The sequence below is a fragment of the Xenorhabdus cabanillasii genome, assembly GCF_003386665.1.
GTDB classification, from domain to species: Bacteria; Pseudomonadota; Gammaproteobacteria; order Enterobacterales; family Enterobacteriaceae; genus Xenorhabdus; species Xenorhabdus cabanillasii.
Map to the genome: position 1 here is coordinate 2,570,054 of NZ_QTUB01000001.1, position 18,004 is coordinate 2,588,057.

Genomic DNA, 18,004 nt, shown 5'->3' on the forward strand with positions numbered 1-18,004 from the left:
ATGCGTTAAGGTGCAGCATGGACTAACGTGCTGTATGCAATGTGACGTAATTTCTGTTTATCGATTTTTCCGACAGGGGTCATGGGAAGGGATGGAACGTTTTCAAAGCGGTCGGGAAGTTTGTAATCAGCGATACCTTGCTCGCGTAAAAAGCGACGTAATATGACTGATTTTACCTCTTCGCGGGTAACGACATAGGCGCAACTCTTTTCTCCCATGATTGAATCAGGGATAGCAATCAAGGCTGCATGGATGACTAGTGGATGACGTAACAGTAAATTCTCTATTTCCTCTGCCGCAATCTTTTCGCCACCACGGTTAATTTGATCTTTTTCCCTGCCCACAACTTTTAGATAACCTTTCTCTGTTTGAATAACTAAATCACCCGAACAGTAAAAACCATTTTCATCAAATACTTGATTGTTATATTGAGGGCTTTGGTAGTACCCACGGAACGTATAAGGCCCACGTGTCATCAGCAAACCGGGAACACCGTGAGGTAGCGGATTGCCTAGGCTGTCGGAGATCCACACTTCATCATCATCACTCATCGGGCGACCTTGAGTGGTGAAAATGGTTTGTTCGTCATCATCCAAACGTGTGTAGTTAACTAACCCTTCGGCCATGCCAAATACCTGTTGTAGTTGACAACCTAATTCTGAAGGGATCCTCTGTGCCAGCGATTCACTCAGGCGGGCACCACCTACTTGCAATAACTCCAGACTTTCCAGTGGTGATTTATCCCCTGTCAGTGCAATAGCTTCCAGCCACAGGCTTACCACAGGAGGAACTAAAGCAGCAACGTTAATCCGATGTTGTTCAATTAACGGGAAACAGCTTGATGCACTGGGATCATTGGCCATAATCACCTGGCCTCCAGCATAAAAAATCCCTAATGCGCCTGGTGAACTCATTGGATAATTATGTGCGGCAGGAAGGGCACATAAATAGTGTGTTTGAGGATTGAAATGGCAGATATCAACACTGGCTCGAATACTGTAGTAGTAATCATTGTGAGTTCGGGGGATCAGTTTGGGGATACCGGTACTACCTCCCGATAGTTGGAAAAAAGCCACTTCATCTGCTGGAGTGGGCGTAGCGATAAAATTGTTTTCTTTTTCATTAATCAATGTTGTTAAATCTATCAGACTGTCGTTATCTCCCCGCAGAAATATGAGTGTCAATGAAGAGTAATGTGTATGCAGTTCGTCGATAAATGCATTGTCAGAAAATAGTAAATGGCTCCGGTCTGCGATCAATAGTGATGGTTTTATTTGCCTGGCATAAGCTAATAGCTCACTACGCTGGTGGCTGAACAGCGCATTGACGGGAACGACTCCTAAACGCAGCAGGGCAAAAAAGGTGATATAAAATTCCGCAATATTGCCTAATTGTACCAATGCGGTTTGCCCATGCTGAACACCACGGCGTTTGAGAGATGCGGCCAGATTATCCACTAACTGATTGAGTTGGCGATAAGTATATTGTTGGTGCGAGCAAATCAGAGCAATATTTTCGTTGTCAGCATGACGTCTGAGTATGTCGCAAAGGGGAAGGTCAAGCCAATAGCCGCGCTGACGATAGCGCTGTGATAATGTTTCAGGCCAGCGATTAAACTCAATATTCATAACACATGTTCCTTACTGTCAGATAATCCTAGAGCTTGTAGCATGGTGCCAAGTTTCACTCCTGTTTCTTGCCATTCAGCATGGGGTTGTGAGTCAGCAACGATGCCTGCTCCTGCAAAGAGTCGGATATGGTTTTCGGATAATTCACCACAGCGAATGGCAACAACCCATTCACCATTGCCTTTGGCATCACACCAACCGACCATACCGCCAAAATAGTTACGCTCGAAGGGTTCGAGCTGAGCGATGAGTTCGTATGCCCGTTCTCTTGGTGTTCCACAAAGTGCCGGAGTCGGATGGAGTAAGCTGGCAACAGAGAGGACGTTAGTGTGTTTATTGCGCAATTCGCTGCGTATTTCTGTCGCGAGGTGCCAAAGTAAAGGGGTACTGAATATTGAAGGAGAGTCAGGGATCATCAATTCCGTACAATGTTCAGTGAGTGCGGTTCGGATAGCATCAATCACTAATTGATGTTCATGGTGATCTTTAGCTGAATGTAGCAGTGATTGGCGTAACGCATTGTCTTCCAGAGTATTGTGACTTCTGCGTGATGAACCTGCCAGTGGTTGAGAAATAAGGGTATTGCCCTGTTTACGTAGCAGAAGTTCTGGGCTGGCACCAATTAACGTGCTGTTTTCTAGCGGAATATGGAAGTTGTAGCTATAAGGGTTTTGGGTATTAAGCTGCGTCAAAAGCTGGATAGAGTCAGGCTTCCGATCAAATTCAATATCCAGTAGACGCGAAAGGACGACCTTATCAAGCAAACCATGATGTATGGCGTCAACAGCTTGAAAGACCATCTGGCAAAATTCTTCTTTTCCAGGCCATAAATGCCATTGCTGTATTTGTAACGATGGCATAGAGGATCGAGTGGAAAAATGTACAGTTTCCCGTTCCAGCCAACGGTAGTCATAAGGTATGTAGAGGGCGGAAGGTTGGCGTTTATCAAAAGGGATTGCCCCTACTGCAATAGGATTTTTAATTCCAGCTTGTTCCGCTTGAAGGAGTAATTGAGATAAATGGTCACTCAATAGATTATCAATATCATCATGATGATTGGCGGGAGTGGTTACTTTGGCAAAATGTCCTCGTGCATGCAGGCTCTTATTTGAAGATAGGAACACAAAATCATCACAACTAAAATCCAATAATTCGGATGTGTGATATTCAGTCGTTAACTTAAGCACGATATTTCCCTGTTACTATTTAATAAAAGATTGGTTGAAAATAGAACAATTATTATTCAGTTTTGTTTTATGTTTCGTTACGCTTGGGACATAAAAGTCATTTAATATGTATTAACGTTGATAAACACAACTCACAGTGGCAAAAAGCTTGTGCCTTATGCCACTGAGGTAACTGAGTTTTGCTTTACCAGTTATATTCCACTGTGGCAACGATGCTGCGCCCGCTGCCATAGAAGCAAGCTTCTACATTCGAGCACGAAGCGACATAACGTTTATTGGTCAGGTTATTCACATTCAGTTGTACACTGGCACCTTTTAATTGCGGGGAGGCTTCGCCAAGATCGTATTTCGCCATCAAGTCATAGAGGGCATAGGGCTTGACGTGGAATGTTTCTTCATAATCACCGGAAGTAGATCCGATATAGCGTACACCTGTTCCCAGGGTAAATCCTTTCAGTGTAGTTTGCGTGAAGCTATAACTCCCCCAGGCAGATGCTGCATGTTCAGGCACTGAAGGGACTCTTTTGCTAATACGTGAGGTATTGCTATCGTCTTTAGTTTTAGTATCTGTGTAGGTATAGCTCGCTGTTAGGTTAATTTCTGGTGTGATTTGGGAATGAATTTCGGCTTCTGCTCCTTTTGAACCAATTTTGCCAATTTGCTCGCTAAAGCGGGTGACTGGGTTACGGGTGGTTACGTTTTTTTGGGTGATATCGAACAGGGAAAGTGTTAACAGGGTATCGTGATCTTTTGGTTGGAATTTAATACCGATTTCAGTTTGTTCACCTGTTGTGGGTTTGAATGCTGCTGTGCCAGGTGCTCCTTGCGCCAGGTTAGGTTCAAAGGAAGTGCTGTAACTGATATAAGGCGAAATGCCGTTATCAAAGGCATACAATAAACCGGCACGTCCTGTAAAAGCTCGGTCTTTCTGTGTTGTTAAGCTGCCTTTGAGAATGTTTTGTTGCCTGGTTTCAGTCCAGTCATAACGCCCGGACAGAACTAAATTCCAGTTTTCCCAGCTGAGTTGATCTTGTACGTAAGCACCTAACTGGTAAAGTTTCTTTTTATCATTTAAAGAAAGAGGTAACTCATTTTCATTGACGGGAATACCCCAGGTTGGATTTGACCAGTCAAAGCTGTATTGACTTCCATTTTTAAGCCATCTTTTGTTATGACTATCCGCCCATTTGTAATCGATTCCGCTGATAACGTTATGATCAATGTTACTGGTTGAGAATTGTGCTTTAAGCTGATTATCCATATTAAATGACTGCGTTTTGCTATATTCCCTCTGTGGGCGGCGCTGGATACTGGTTGGTAGGCCTTTTACATCCGATGTATAAACGAAAAGCTTAAAGCGCTCATTTGCTCTTGAATAACGCAGGTTTTGCTGAAAAGAGAAGACATCATTAATGTCATGTTCAAGGATGTAACCGATAGAGGATTGTTCCCTTCTGGCCTGATTAAAAGAAGGATCACTGAGATTCATCTTGTAGGGAATATAGCCTACATTGGGAACAGATGTTACGGTGCCCTTTTTAGGGTAGAAATTACGGAATCCCGCTTTGGGATCGTACTGATAACTGGTCAATAATGTAAACGTCGTATTATTGTTGGGGATCCATGTCAGCGCAGGAGCGATGGCAATCCGCTCTTTTTTATAGTCTTTAACGAACTGCTTTTGGGTGCTGAGTACACCATTTAAACGATAAAGAACGGGAATGTCATCCCCAAAATCACCACCAAAATCAAAAGCCAATTCACCAAGGCTTCGATTACCCCCTTTCATCTGTACCTTGTGGACAGGCTGGTCAGTTGGCCTTTTGCTGGTCATATTAATCAAGCCACCAGGGCTGACCTGACCATATAGCACAGATGCCGGTCCATGTACTAACTCCACACGTTCCAATAACCAAGGATCGAGCTGATTACTATAACTCAACCCATCAAGGAATTTAGGCGCGTAACGAAAACCACGGGTAATCACTTCGTCGTTACGATTTGAAGAGCCGCGGTAGTTAGTCACAACGCCACTTGAATAATTCAGGGCGTCGGCAACGCTTGTTGCGCCTTGTGCTTCCATTTGTGCGCGATTGATGACGCTGATTGACTGGGGAGTTTTGATTAGCGGAGTGAGGCTTTTGGTGCCTGCGGTACTATCTGATTCTACAAAGTTTTTTTCAGAATACCCTTTCATCCTGCCTGTGACGATTAAGGTATCTTCACTGTTATTGGCAGTCCCATTATTGGCTGAGGCATAGGGAGATAACAGTAAGACAGAAGTAAGTGATAAGAATAATTTATTATAGTTATAGTTTTTAATTGTTTTTTTTACGGTTTTCAATGTTTCATTCTTGATAGGTAGTACCATGGATTTCATCTCTCAATATAGATACTTTTAAAATAAATTTTTAAAAATCAAATTGATAATTAAGGCGACACCATTATGGCTAAGCTGAATAGTGAAGGCCTCCTGCCACGTTACTCCTGATAATTCTCCATTAATTCTGTTAGCCAGTGGGTAAGATTAATAAAATAAATTTGATGATGTTGCAAACAAAAATCATTATCAATATCATTGGATAATGATAATCGTTTTTATTTTCTGTGTCCGTTGCTGATGTGGTGTATCAAATGGATATGTCATTGATGAGCGGATGTTTGTTAAGGGGATAAAGGGATGAAGTTAGTATTTCAGCTATCAGGCACAGTAGATAATTTATTATCTGCTCCTAATGTTGGTAGTGAATTATGGTGGAAAAATATTGCTATTTTGGGAACGCCCATTATAGAAATTTGCAAGAATCATCAAGTTAAAACAACCTTCCTTTGGCGAGATCCTCATGGGGACGAACAAAACTCACCTTTTCGCCAAGTCTATATTGATATCAATGGCATCACTGATCATCACCTTCCGCAACCACAGAGCCTGCAACGATTGCCTGGAACGGATATCTGGTATTGGTCAGTGAACCTTGAAGATAGCTGGAGAGGAAGTTATCGATTTATACCTGTTACTGACGCACATTTGCCCCCCAAATTTTCCGACGAAACCAAACAGCGTAATCAACAACAACGTGAATGGTGGATTTCACTCTTTCCGTTATCCATTCCAGATCCTTTTAATTTACAGGGACCTCATTGTAATGGGCTTGGTTTGCTTTTATCGGCAATTCATATGCCCCATGCTCCTGAACAGGTTGCATGGTCATTAATTGATGGAACCCGCCCAAATCATACTGCGCAGCCAGATAAACGAGAGCCTTTGCTTTTGCACTGGCACAGTGAGCGGCTTAACAATCAAAGGCGTGTTTGGCTTTATTCCACAGGGAAAGAAAGTACGCACCCTCGCCCTCTCATCATTCTGTTGGATGGGTTGACTTGGGCGGAGAGAATGCCGGTTTTTCCGGTGATTGATGTAGCGACTGAAAAACGGCAGATGCCAGAGGCGGTTTTGCTGTTGATTGATGTTATTGATATGTCGCATCGAGAGCGGGAACTTCCCTGCAACCCAGATTTTTGGCAAGCGATTCAGAATGAATTGTTGCCGCTTGTTGCACAGTATGCGGCTTTTAGCGATAAACCTGAACAAACGGTTATAGCAGGGCAGAGTTACGGTGGGCTGGCGGCATTGTATGCCGCACTCCATTGGCCACAACGTTTTGGCTGTGTTCTCACACAATCGGGATCTTTCTGGTGGCCTGATAGCAAAATTGTTCGACAGTTTATGTCATCTTCTGAGCATAAACCCGGTTGGCTGACACAGCAGGTTCTTGGGCAAAAAGTTATTCCTTCGTCATTAAAAATCTTTCAGGAAGCGGGTTCCCGTGAAGCTGATATCCATTTTGTAAATGATCAAATGCATGTTGCGTTGCAAGGGGCAGGGCACAACGTGAATTATCGCGTGTTTAATGGGGGGCATGATGTGTTGTGTTGGCGCGGTGGGTTAATTGATGGCCTTAGTTGGTTGCTGGCTAAAAAATGATACGACAAACCGATTATTGAAATCTAAGAATTGATGAGAATTAAAAAATGAATTTGGAACAAAAGAATCCTTTTGATGATGACGAAGCCACTTTTTATGTACTGATAAACAATCAACAACAACATAGCCTTTGGCCCGCCTTTGCGGCACAACCCGCAGGTTGGGAACGGGTTATTGGCCCAAGTTCACGGGCCGCTTGTATCGCATACATTGAAGAGCACTGGGTGGATATGCGCCCGGCCAGTCTGCGCAATCGCGATCCACATAAACCATCTGCGCGAACCACGGATAAATCAAATTGATAATGCTGGTGGTTTAACCTATCGATAAGAAAGGAAATCAAACGTGCCCAATGTATTGCAATTTTCTGAAATTAAATCCACCGATCTAATGTTGCCGCTAGTAGCTGCTCAGCCTGGAATTTGGGTGGCTGACCAACTTGCTAACCATCGTAATGTGTTTACCATTGCGCATTATATTGAAATTAATGGAGCACTGGATTGCTCCCTATTTGATGCAGCTATCCGCCAGGGTTTGGTTGAGGCTGATACCATTCACGCGCGATATTTTATTAATGAAGAGGGAGAACCTGTGCAGCAAATTCCGGTTTTCCGTAATGCGCAACAGGTGGTTGCTCCTGAGTGGTTTGATTTCTCTCATGGGCAGAGTCAGAGCGAAAAGGGAGAAAGTCGATCACAGGAATTAATGCAGACAGATCTGGCTGCTGAGTTACCCGCCGATGGAGAACGTCCTCTATATCGACAAGTGATCATGAAGGTTGATGCCCAGCCAGAACGCTGGTTCTGGTATCAGCGCTTTCACCATCTTATGTTGGATGGCTTCAGTTTTGATGCCCTGACCCGACGCATTATTGATATCTATAATGCGTTAAGTTCAGGCCGCCAGCCAACTGAGAATCCTTTCTGTTCCTTTGAATTAGTCGTCAAAGAGTATCAGAGTTGGGAACAATCCTCTGCGAAAGCAGAGTCAGCCATATTTTGGCAAAAGCATACCCATGAACGAGGTGTTGCCGTTTCGCTTTCTGTTGAAGATATTATTAATAATAACAATACATTACCTCTGAATTGTCATTGCCATTTTCCACTTACTCAGTTTGTTTCATTAAGGGAAGATGATTTACTGCGGCAATTCCAGCCGGCTGAAATTGTAATGGCTGCACTCTGCATCTATTTCTATCGCATGAGTGGAGAAAAACATCTGTCTATTGGTTTTCCTTTTATGCGGCGTCTGGGATCTCAAGCACTTTGTGCGATGGGACCAGTAGTCAATCTCTTGCCATTGCAAATAAAATTGCAAGACAGGATGTCCCTGGCAGAAGTCGCAAAAGCGTTTGTGGATGAAATGAAGCAAGTTCGTCGTTACCAGCGATATGAAGCCGAACAACTGCGTTGTGATCTGGGATTATCCGGTAGCAACAATGCGCTTTATGGACCCGTTTTTAATTACAAAATCTATCATGAAACGTTGAAATTAGATAATAAACCTACCAAGACACATACACTCGCGATGGGGCCGGTGGATGATTTAGATTTTGAATTGTGTTGTTATGATGATCAGCTTCATCTGACACTTATCGCGAATCGAAAAAAGTATAGTGAGCAAACATTACAGTGGCATGCTGAGCGGATCAGCTATTTGTTGAATCAATTGCTCATGCAGCCGCAGCAATCTATTGCGTTCATCCCACTCATTCCACCACAAGAACAACAACGGCTTGATAGCTGGTCATGTGGGCCGAAAACTCAACTGCCTGTAGATCGTGTTTCTGTACTGGATCTCTTTTTGCAACAGGTCGAACGGCAGCCTGATGCTATCGCTATACGTTGTCACAATGAACAGCTTACTTACTATCAATTGATGGCAAAAGTGATGCAGCTTGCACGTTTCTTGGTATTACAGGAAATGGGTGCTGAGGATGTGGTTGCTATTGGCATTCCTCGTTCAGTGGATTCAATTATTGCTATTTTGGGTGTATTGGCCAGCGGTGCAGCTTACATCCCTCTTGATCTCGATTATCCACAGGAACGTTTACAGTTAATGTGTGATGATGTTCAGTCAGCCTTGCTGATTACCCACTTGAATACACTGGAACAGATGCCTGAAACTCCTAAAGTCATCTGTCTGGATGATCCACAGATAACGACGCAGTGTTCCCGTTTATCCCCATTACCCGTCACTGACGAAGAACGACGGGAAAAATTGCGTGGTGAACACTTGGCTTATATGATCTACACCTCAGGATCTACAGGCAAACCAAAAGGTGTGATGAGCACACATAGCGGGTTGCTGAATTTATTAACCTCCCATGCGACGCATTTATTTGGGCCTGCCATCAAGAATTTTTATCGGCGACATGGCCGACGAGCACGAGCGGGACATACTGCATCTTTCTCCTTTGATTCCTCTTGGGAGCCTCTGTTTTGTATGATCTTAGGCAGTGAACTCTATATTTTTGATGAGGAACTGAGGCGGGATGCGTGGGGAGTGGTACAGCAGATGAATCTGCTACCGATTGATATCATGGATATTACGCCTTCCTTCTTGATTCAGCTTATCGATAGTGGGTTGTTGGAAAAAGGTAATCACCAACCTGCGTTCATTATGATCGGTGGTGAAGCTGCTACACCACGGTTATGGGAATTACTCAAACAGCAGCCGCAAATTGATATCCACAACTATTATGGTCCTTCCGAATATACTATTGATACGCTGGGGAGCAGTATTCGGATGGCCGATCAGCCCGTAATTGGGCGCCCTGTTGCTAATACCGATATTTGGCTTTTAGACCGTTACTTACAACCCGTGCCAATTGGTGCAGCGGGAGAGCTGTATCTCTCCGGGGCGGGTATCGCCCGTGGTTATTTGCGCCGCCCAGGGATGACGGCAACACGCTTTGTCGCCAATCCATTCCGTCACGGCAAAGTGATGTATCGCAGTGGTGATCTTATGTGTTGGCGTCCTGATGGGTTGCTTGAATTTATTGGCCGAGTGGATCATCAGGTTAAAGTGCGAGGTTTTCGCGTTGAATTAGGTGAAGTAGAAAATGCTCTGGTTGATTTGCCAGAGGTGAGTTCTGCGGTAGTAATTGCTGAACCTATCGGTGCAACATATCGATTGGTGGGGTATTGCGCTGTACCTGATGAGCAACAACGTGCTTTACCTAATATCGCTGCTCTTTTGCTGGCTGCACTGGCAAAAAAACTGCCTGATTATATGGTTCCTTCCTTCTTAATGGTATTGGAAACCCTACCTATTTCGGTTAATGGCAAAATAGACCGTAATTCATTACCCAAACCACAGCAACTTCAATTGTCAGTAGGCAGAAAAGCGGAAAGTGAGCAGGAAAAATCCATTTGTGACACACTCTCCAGCTTATTAGGCGTGCAAGAAGTCAGTACAGATGATGACTTTTTTGTGTTGGGGGGAGACAGTATTTCTGCGATGGCGCTAGGAACGCAATTACGTCGCCTTGGTTGGCAGTTACGTCCGCGGGATATTTTCAATGAACGTACACCTGCGCGCATGGCGTTGAAGATGACGCCTATTGCCATGGTTAAGCCTGCTCCTGCACGCATTCAGAAAGGGGCGATTGATAGCCTGCCTATTTTACATTGGTTTGCTGATTTTCATGGCATTAACGCCCGTTTTGTCCACGGTGTATTTATACATGTTCCCGCAGAATTGCGGCCGCAACACTTATCACAAGCATTGGTTGCCTTAGAACAAGCGCATCCTGTACTACGCGCATTTACTCGTGATGATCGGCTGGTTTTAGGTGAGTCGATTTCGTTATCCGAAACAACTTATTACAGCATATGGCAAGATTGCGCAGATATTGAAGCCTGTGCAGAGCAAGCTTTCCATGATGCGGTTGTGCGTTTGGAACCTGCAAGCGGCCGGTTATTCCATGCTTGTTTATTGCAACATAGGGGGGTATCTAAAGGATTAGTGCTTGTTATTCACCATCTGGCAACAGATGGCGTTTCATGGCGAATATTATTGGATGAATTGCGTCAGGGAGTAGAAGCAGCAATCGCGGGTAAGCCCATAGTCTTACCCGCAGAAGAGTACACTCTGTACGATTGGAATGATTATCTACGCCAAAATCTGCCACAACGTGTAGCTGAACTGCCTTTTTGGCAACAAATGCTAAATGAAAAAACACCCCTTTTAGGACAGCGCCCGCTGGACGTTCAGCGGGATCGCCAAATAACCTCCTGTAAGGAGCGAACATTATTGAGCGGCGAGCAAACAGTTGCGTTATTAGGAATATTGCCAAAGCAATACCACGCTAATATTGAAGAAATCTTATTAACAATAGTGGCAATGGCTTGTTATCGCCATTTTAACGTCAATAAGTTACGTTTCCAGTTAGAATCTCATGGTCGCATTGAATTAGATCAAACAGGCGATTTAGCTCGCACAGTTGGCTGGTTAACCGCTGAGTACCCTATAGTGGTAAGTTTGCCACTAACAGGAGAACACCAACCCACTGAGATCGTGACTTCTGATATAGCTATTTCTGAAATAGTCAGGGCGGTGAAAAGCGTTTTGCGGGCAGTCCCCGATCGTGGAGTAGGTTATGGCTTGCTGCGCTATCTTGATCAAACAGGGCGGGAAATACTGGCAACGCAAGAGACACCAGAGATCTTATTTAATTATCTGGGGCGCTTTGTTGAGACAGATCACTTATGGACACCACGACAAACTAAGAATCTTTTCCAGGATACTTTTGCGGTTTATCAAGATCCTGAAATGTCCTTAAGCCACAGCTTAGAAATCAATTTGTTTGTGGATGAGCAGGGCAACACGCCACAGCTGGTGATTAATTGGCAATGGGTTGATGGTATTTTCAGCCATCAAGATATTGCGGAATTACATGGTGGTATGGTATGGGCGGCTGATTGCTTAATCCAGTTCGCCAGACAGCAGTCCTTACAGGCTATGGCAACTCTAGTCGCAGCAGAAACTGGGCTATCAGATATTGAAGAGAATGATCTCACTCAGTTGACCGAGCGTTATGGCCCACTATCAGCCGTATTACCGTTACTACCACTGCAACAAGGGTTATTATTCCATGCACAGACAGCGACCGAGCATGGTAGCTACAACTCATTGACACGCCTTTCTCTATTCGGGTCATTATCTGTTACTGAGTTACGTCGGGTGCTGTCAGTTTTAGTTCGGTATCATCCTCAGATTGCCGCGAAATTTGATACTGAACAATACATCTCTCCACTGCAATTAATACCCATCATTTCTGATGACAAAGATTATTGGACACTTGATTTTCATCAATTGCCTGAGTTGACGACGGAAGAGGAGGAGAGAGCGTTACGAGAACTGGAAAAAGCAGAACTCACGCGGAACCTTTTTCAACAGCCAGCAGCGATGTTACATGCATTGCTGGTGCACCACGGTAAAAGCTTACGTCATACACTATTGCTAAATGTTCATCATCTGATCGTTGATGGCTGGTCAACACCTATTCTGATACGAGACCTTTTGACATTGTTGAATCAAGGCGAGCAAGCCCTGCATAAACCAGAGATACATACACCTGAAATACGTTATCAAGACGTAGTTCAGCAATTATTGGCGCGTGAAACGGAGCCTTCTCGTCAATGTTGGCAACAGGTATTGAAAGGTGTTCAACCAACATGTTTATTTGGTGAACAACTCCATACTGGTGAGGTTAAAGAGCTTGAAATATTATTCGTACCAGAGATGGAACAGGCATTGACTGACTTGTGTCAGCAACGTGGTTTAACGCTCAATACATTGATGCAAGGGATTTGGGCGCTGCTATTGAGTATACAAAGTGGCTCATCTGATGTTGTTTTCGGCTCTCCTGTATCGGGACGGTTTGGGCAGATTGACGGGGTGGATCAACATGTCGGGCTGTTTAGTAACACCTTACCAGTTCGCGTGATTCTGGATATGGAGCAACCTCTATTACCTCAACTAGAACAGCTACAAGCACAGCAGATCCAATTGATTGAACATGACAATATTGGTCTGGGTGAAATTCAGCAAATTGCAGGTACTGGTACGCTTTTTGATACTTTATTGGTGATTGAAAATTATCCTGATGTGGAACAGGACAAAGGAAATAAAGAAAATATTGAAAGCATAATCTGCCAGGGAATCAATAACCGTGGTTATACCCACTATCCTTTGACGTTACTGGTATTGCCGGGTGAGCGTCTGCGTTTATTAATGGAATATCGTGAAAGCGTTAAACAGCCTGAGCATTTGGCGCAACGTATACTGTTTTTGTTCCAACAATTAATCGAACGGCCTGAGATTGCTCTGCGGGAGTGGAGCTTACAATCCGCCGATGAAGCCGCGTTAATTGAGAAAGTTAATAACACTGATCATGATATTCCTTCCAAAACACTTCATCAGACTGTGATTGAGCAGGCAAGCAAAACGCCTGACGATTTGGCGTTGTTGGATTGTCATCATCGTCTGACCTACCAGCAAATGCGCCTGCAAACCCGGCTATTAGTTGATCGTCTAATTGAAGCGGGTGTACAGGCAGGGGATATTGTTGGGGTTGCATTATCACGTTCGGTTCGGCTAAGTCTGGCGTTACAGGCGATTCTGGAAGCAGGGGCGGCATGGTTGCCTCTTGATATCGGTTATCCTGATGAACGCTTAATCATTATGCTGAAAGATGCTCAACCTCGATTAGTGATTACCGAAAGTGAATATCAGGCACGTCTTGCTAATCAGGCACCTTTGTTGTTGCTGGATACATTGGCAGATGAAACACAACAGCCTGTCCATCCTGCCGCCAATGTGACGCCTGAACATGCTGCGTACATTATCTATACATCAGGCTCTACAGGGCGACCAAAAGGTGTAGTGGTGAACCACCAAGCCATTGTTAACCGTTTATTGTGGATGCAGGACGCTTACTCATTGACTACAGATGATGTGGTATTGCAGAAAACACCATGTAGTTTTGATGTTTCTGTATGGGAGTTTTTCTGGCCGTTGATGACAGGTGCTCAGTTAATGATGGCACCACCAGAAGCACATCGCGATCCCATAATCCTTCGGCAACTGATTGATGATTATCATGTCACGACATTGCATTTTGTGCCATCAATGCTGGCAACTTTCATGGATTCTTTAGCGTTACAAAAACCAGAAGCGCCTTTCTGCCGTGGCTTGAGACGTGTTTTCTGTAGTGGAGAAGCCTTGTCATGTGAACTGGCGTATCGCTATCAAATGCTGATAACTGCACCTTTACATAATCTTTATGGGCCAACAGAGGCGGCGGTGGATGTGACATGGCAACCAGCATTTGGTGAGGCATTGCAGCGTTGCAGTAGCCCCGGTGTCCCAATCGGCCAGCCGGTATGGAATACGCAATTGCGTATTTTAGATCCTTGGTTGCGCCCTGTTCCCATTGGAGTAGCAGGTGATCTTTATCTCAGTGGTATTCAGTTAGCCACAAACTACCTGAACCGGGCTGATTTGACTGCCAGTCGTTTTGTGGCTGATCCGTTTGCATCGGGTAAGCGGATGTACCGAACGGGGGATATTGCATGTTGGTCAGAAAACGGTGAGGTTGAATATCTTGGACGCAGTGACGATCAATTGAAAATACGTGGTCAGCGTATTGAACTGGGTGAAATTGAACAAGTTTTACTAGAACAGCCAGAAGTGGCTCAGGCTGCGGTTGCTGCACGCGAGTTAGGTAAGTCAAGTCAGACAATGGATAATGTTGATGCGCGTCAGCTAATTGCTTGGGTGATCCCGCAATCAGGTGTGACATTGGATATTGAAGCATTGCAACAAATGATGATGAAACGATTGCCTGCTTATATGCTGCCGGTCAGCTATGTAATACAGGAAAAATTTCCATTGAGTGCCAATGGAAAATTGAATCGCAAAGCACTCCCGATGCCAGAGAAATTAACGACAGGCAGGTTACCACAGGTGGGTTTGGAAAGTCAGCTGGCTAGGTTGTTCGCGAAAATTTTAGAGTGCGAGATTGTTTGGGCTGATGATGATTTCTTTGCTTTGGGAGGACATTCGTTGCTGGCAATGCGTTTGGCAGCCGAAATACATCGACACCTTAACCTCCGTGTTTCAGTCGGTCATATTATGGTCGCGCGAAGTGTAGAAAAATTGAGTGCACTGCTGGTTGATGAACAGAAGAAAAATTTGGCCGAAAACTGTGGAATAGGAGAAGTCTTACCGTTGAGGGAAGGAGACGGGCCAGCACTGTTCTGTGTGCATCCAGCGTCAGGTTTTGCCTGGCAATATAGTGGGTTGCTGCGTTATCTGGAGGGGGACTGGCCGATTATCGGATTACAATCCCCTCGTCCTCACGGTGTAATTGCTGACTGCGATAGTCTTGACGCAATGTGCACGCGTCATTTGGCAACCTTACGAAATATCCAACCTCATGGGCCTTATTACTTGTTGGGTTATTCTCTGGGAGGAATGTTGGCTCAGGGAATGGCAATTCGTTTACAGCAAGAAGGTGAGAAAGTTGCTTTCTTAGGCTTATTGGATGCTTATCCTCCAGAAGGCCAGGATTGGGGAGGATTAAGCGAAGAAGAAGCCAGACAGGAAATTGCCCGTGAACAGGCAGAGTTTATGGCAGCTACAGAAGATGAGCATGATCCGCCACTGCGTAAGGAAAGGCAGGCAATGTTTGAAGATATCGTGGCTAACTATCGAGACGCTGTCCGCGGTTTATTATCCGCTGTTAATCAGCAATATGATGGCGAAGCTACGTTGTTTGTGGCTACCCGAACATTGCCGCCTGAATTGGATGTTGAGGAGACATGGGCACCTTGGATTCGTCATTTAAGGGTTTATCGGCAAGATTGTGAACATGCAGATATCCTTTCTCCAGGTTCATTGGCGCAGTGGGGCCCATTGTTGAATAGCTTGCTGAAACGGCGCCGTAATTAAGCTACCGCAATTAACTTTATCGTATTTAACGCACCGTATAGAACATTATGGCTACTTCATCAATTTTTTTGGATTTTAGTTTACTTAAAAATAATGCCCATTTCCGCGCTATCTTTATTGCCCGTATGTTATCTGTCTTTGCATTAGGAATGCTGACGGTTGGTGTTCCTGTCCAAATGCAGTTTCTGACAGGATCTACCTTACAGGTGGGAATTGTGGTTGCACTGGACGGAGTCGGTATGTTCATCGGGTTAATTTTAGGGGGAATACTGGCTGATCGTTATGATAGACGTAAACTCATTTTGTTTGCCCGAGGCACTTGTGGCCTCGGTTTTGTCGCACTGAGCTTTAACGCATTTTTAGACTCTCCGTCCCTGTATATGCTCTATTTTCTTTCTATTTGGGATGGTTTTTTTGGTGCGTTGGGTATGACGGCATTAATGGCAGCAATCCCAAATTTAGTCGGGCGGGAGAACTTGGCTGCGGCAGGTGCCTTGAGCATGATTACTGTGCGCATAGGCGCCATTATTTCACCGGCATTGGCAGGCATTATTATTGTTGCTGGTGGGCCAGGATGGAACTTTGCCGTTGCAGCAATCGGTACATTAGCCACATTGTTACCCCTGATGAGACTCCCTGAAATGAAGCCTCAGCCAAGTAAACAAGAACATCCAATCAGTGCACTGGTAAGCGGAGTGAAATTTGTTTGTCAGCATAAAATTGTGGGCAGTGTCATATTGGTGGGGATGATGATCAGTATCGCAGGAGCAGTGCGTATTCTATTTCCTGCCTTATCTCAGGAAGTATACCACCAAGGGCCGTCAGCAACGGGGTTGATGTATTCCGCTGTCCCTCTGGGAGCCATGCTCGGAGCCTTTACCAGCGGCTGGATAGGACGAAGTGCCCGACCTGGTATTCTGCTTGTTATATGTGCTCTGTGCGCCTTTATCACGTTATCCATGCTAGGGATCGTCACAAATATCGTTTTGGCATTACTTGTGTTGGTTTGTTATGGATATTTGAATGCATTTGCATCCTTACTGCAATTTACCCTGGTTCAGAGTCATACACCGGATCATTTATTGGGGCGAGTGAACAGTTTTGTCACTGCTCAAGATGTTACTGGTGATTCTTTAGGAGCATTGGGATTAGGTTTTATGGGACGTTTGCTATCTCCGGTAATAACCGTCTTTTCGTTTGGAATTTTTGCTGCACTTGCCTGCTTGTTGCTTGCAGCGGTAGTAAAACCTTTACGTCATTCTACACTGCGTGACAGCATACCATTATCAGAAACAAGTACCTTAGAACATGAGTCTCAGCAAAGTGATAATTAATTGAAACCATAGTTAACGGAAATAAAGAACTCTTCCAATGTTTCAAAATAACACCATAACATGGATTGTTATGATGTTATTAAGTTTTATTAAAATAAGGTTAGTTACCAATATCGCCAGGCAAAAAGCATCATGTTGATTTTAGATAACTATGGCAACTCTTGAAATGCGTTGAAGTGTTTATGAACTCATTTTCATCGGGGGCAACAAACGGGAATGGAAAAAATACGTATGTTACTATGATGAAAGTTTATTTACTGTAACACCAGTATAATTCTCGCCTTTCTTCCGCTTATCATCACAGCCATAATGATGTTTGTAATCACGAGAATACCACCATTTAAGAAGTTTAAGTTTTTTCTCCAAAATTAATTATTTCTTACTTTAAGAAGAATAAATATTCCCTTATTTAAAATAGATATCTTAGTTATGCCTTAATAAAAAGTTTTACCTTCTCTCAGTGTTCACCTGCCTGTTATATCTTCTGAATAACAAATCAAATATCAGCATGTAATTTAGGAACTATATAATTTGTTTTATTTCTCCCTCCGTAATAATTAAAAAACACCCTGTATTAAATAAAAAATAATGTGGACTTGAATCTAAATGACAATCAAAATTATGCAGATAAATAACTGTGCCGATTTAATATCGAGTAATAAATCATGGTTATAATTAAAATAAGATATGAAAGGTGTAAATAGTTATTCAGAGTAACTGAAATATAAAGTAACTTATATCAGTAATGGAGAGCATTAACCATTAATACTGATAAATATCAACTATTTTTGTATGAAGGAGAATGCTGAAAGATTGCGAGAATCTCTGTAGTGATGCAACGATAGATAATAACGAGACTTACCAGATTAAATAGTAATATAAGCCGGGAAAGGTGAAAAAGCGTTAGAT

General features: G+C 43.8%; 7 protein-coding genes. 4 read left to right on the top strand and 3 right to left on the bottom strand.

Translation table 11 applies throughout. The features are described 5' to 3' along the window. Nucleotides 1-5: 5 nt before the first annotated feature. The 3 genes from BDD26_RS12270 to BDD26_RS12280 form a co-directional block, all read right to left on the bottom strand. A complete protein-coding gene (locus tag BDD26_RS12270; RefSeq protein WP_115826678.1) occupies nucleotides 6-1,628 on the bottom strand; it encodes a (2,3-dihydroxybenzoyl)adenylate synthase in 1,623 nt (540 codons plus the stop codon). Then, the gene (locus BDD26_RS12275; protein ID WP_038264805.1) at nucleotides 1,625-2,815 is read right to left on the bottom strand and encodes an isochorismate synthase; all 1,191 of its coding nucleotides are present in this window, start codon (nucleotides 2,813-2,815) and stop codon (nucleotides 1,625-1,627) included. Before BDD26_RS12275 ends, BDD26_RS12270 begins: the two co-directional genes overlap by 4 nt. A gap of 184 nt (nucleotides 2,816-2,999) precedes the next feature. Beyond that, on the bottom strand, nucleotides 3,000-5,186 hold the full coding sequence (locus BDD26_RS12280; protein WP_051502377.1) for a TonB-dependent siderophore receptor: 2,187 nt from the start codon (nucleotides 5,184-5,186) through the stop codon (nucleotides 3,000-3,002). Between the two features lie 309 nt (nucleotides 5,187-5,495). Between BDD26_RS12280 and fes the strand changes: the two genes are divergently transcribed. The 4 genes from fes to entS all read left to right on the top strand — a co-directional run bounded on the left by fes (nucleotide 5,496) and on the right by entS (nucleotide 17,095). Beyond that, nucleotides 5,496-6,800 (top strand): enterochelin esterase, encoded by a 1,305-nt coding sequence (gene fes / locus BDD26_RS12285; RefSeq protein ID WP_115826679.1) that lies wholly within the window; start codon nucleotides 5,496-5,498, stop codon nucleotides 6,798-6,800. 47 nt (nucleotides 6,801-6,847) lie between these two features. Further along, on the top strand, nucleotides 6,848-7,102 hold the full coding sequence (locus BDD26_RS12290) for an MbtH family protein (RefSeq protein ID WP_051502373.1): 255 nt from the start codon (nucleotides 6,848-6,850) through the stop codon (nucleotides 7,100-7,102). Between the two features lie 88 nt (nucleotides 7,103-7,190). Then, nucleotides 7,191-15,761 carry an amino acid adenylation domain-containing protein gene (locus BDD26_RS12295; RefSeq protein ID WP_115827554.1) on the top strand — a complete coding sequence of 2,857 codons (8,571 nt, stop codon included), beginning with the start codon at nucleotides 7,191-7,193 and terminating at the stop codon, nucleotides 15,759-15,761. A 47-nt stretch (nucleotides 15,762-15,808) separates the two neighbouring features. Continuing rightward, on the top strand, nucleotides 15,809-17,095 hold the full coding sequence (gene entS / locus BDD26_RS12300; protein ID WP_051502371.1) for an enterobactin transporter EntS: 1,287 nt from the start codon (nucleotides 15,809-15,811) through the stop codon (nucleotides 17,093-17,095). Nucleotides 17,096-18,004: the final 909 nt, after the last annotated feature.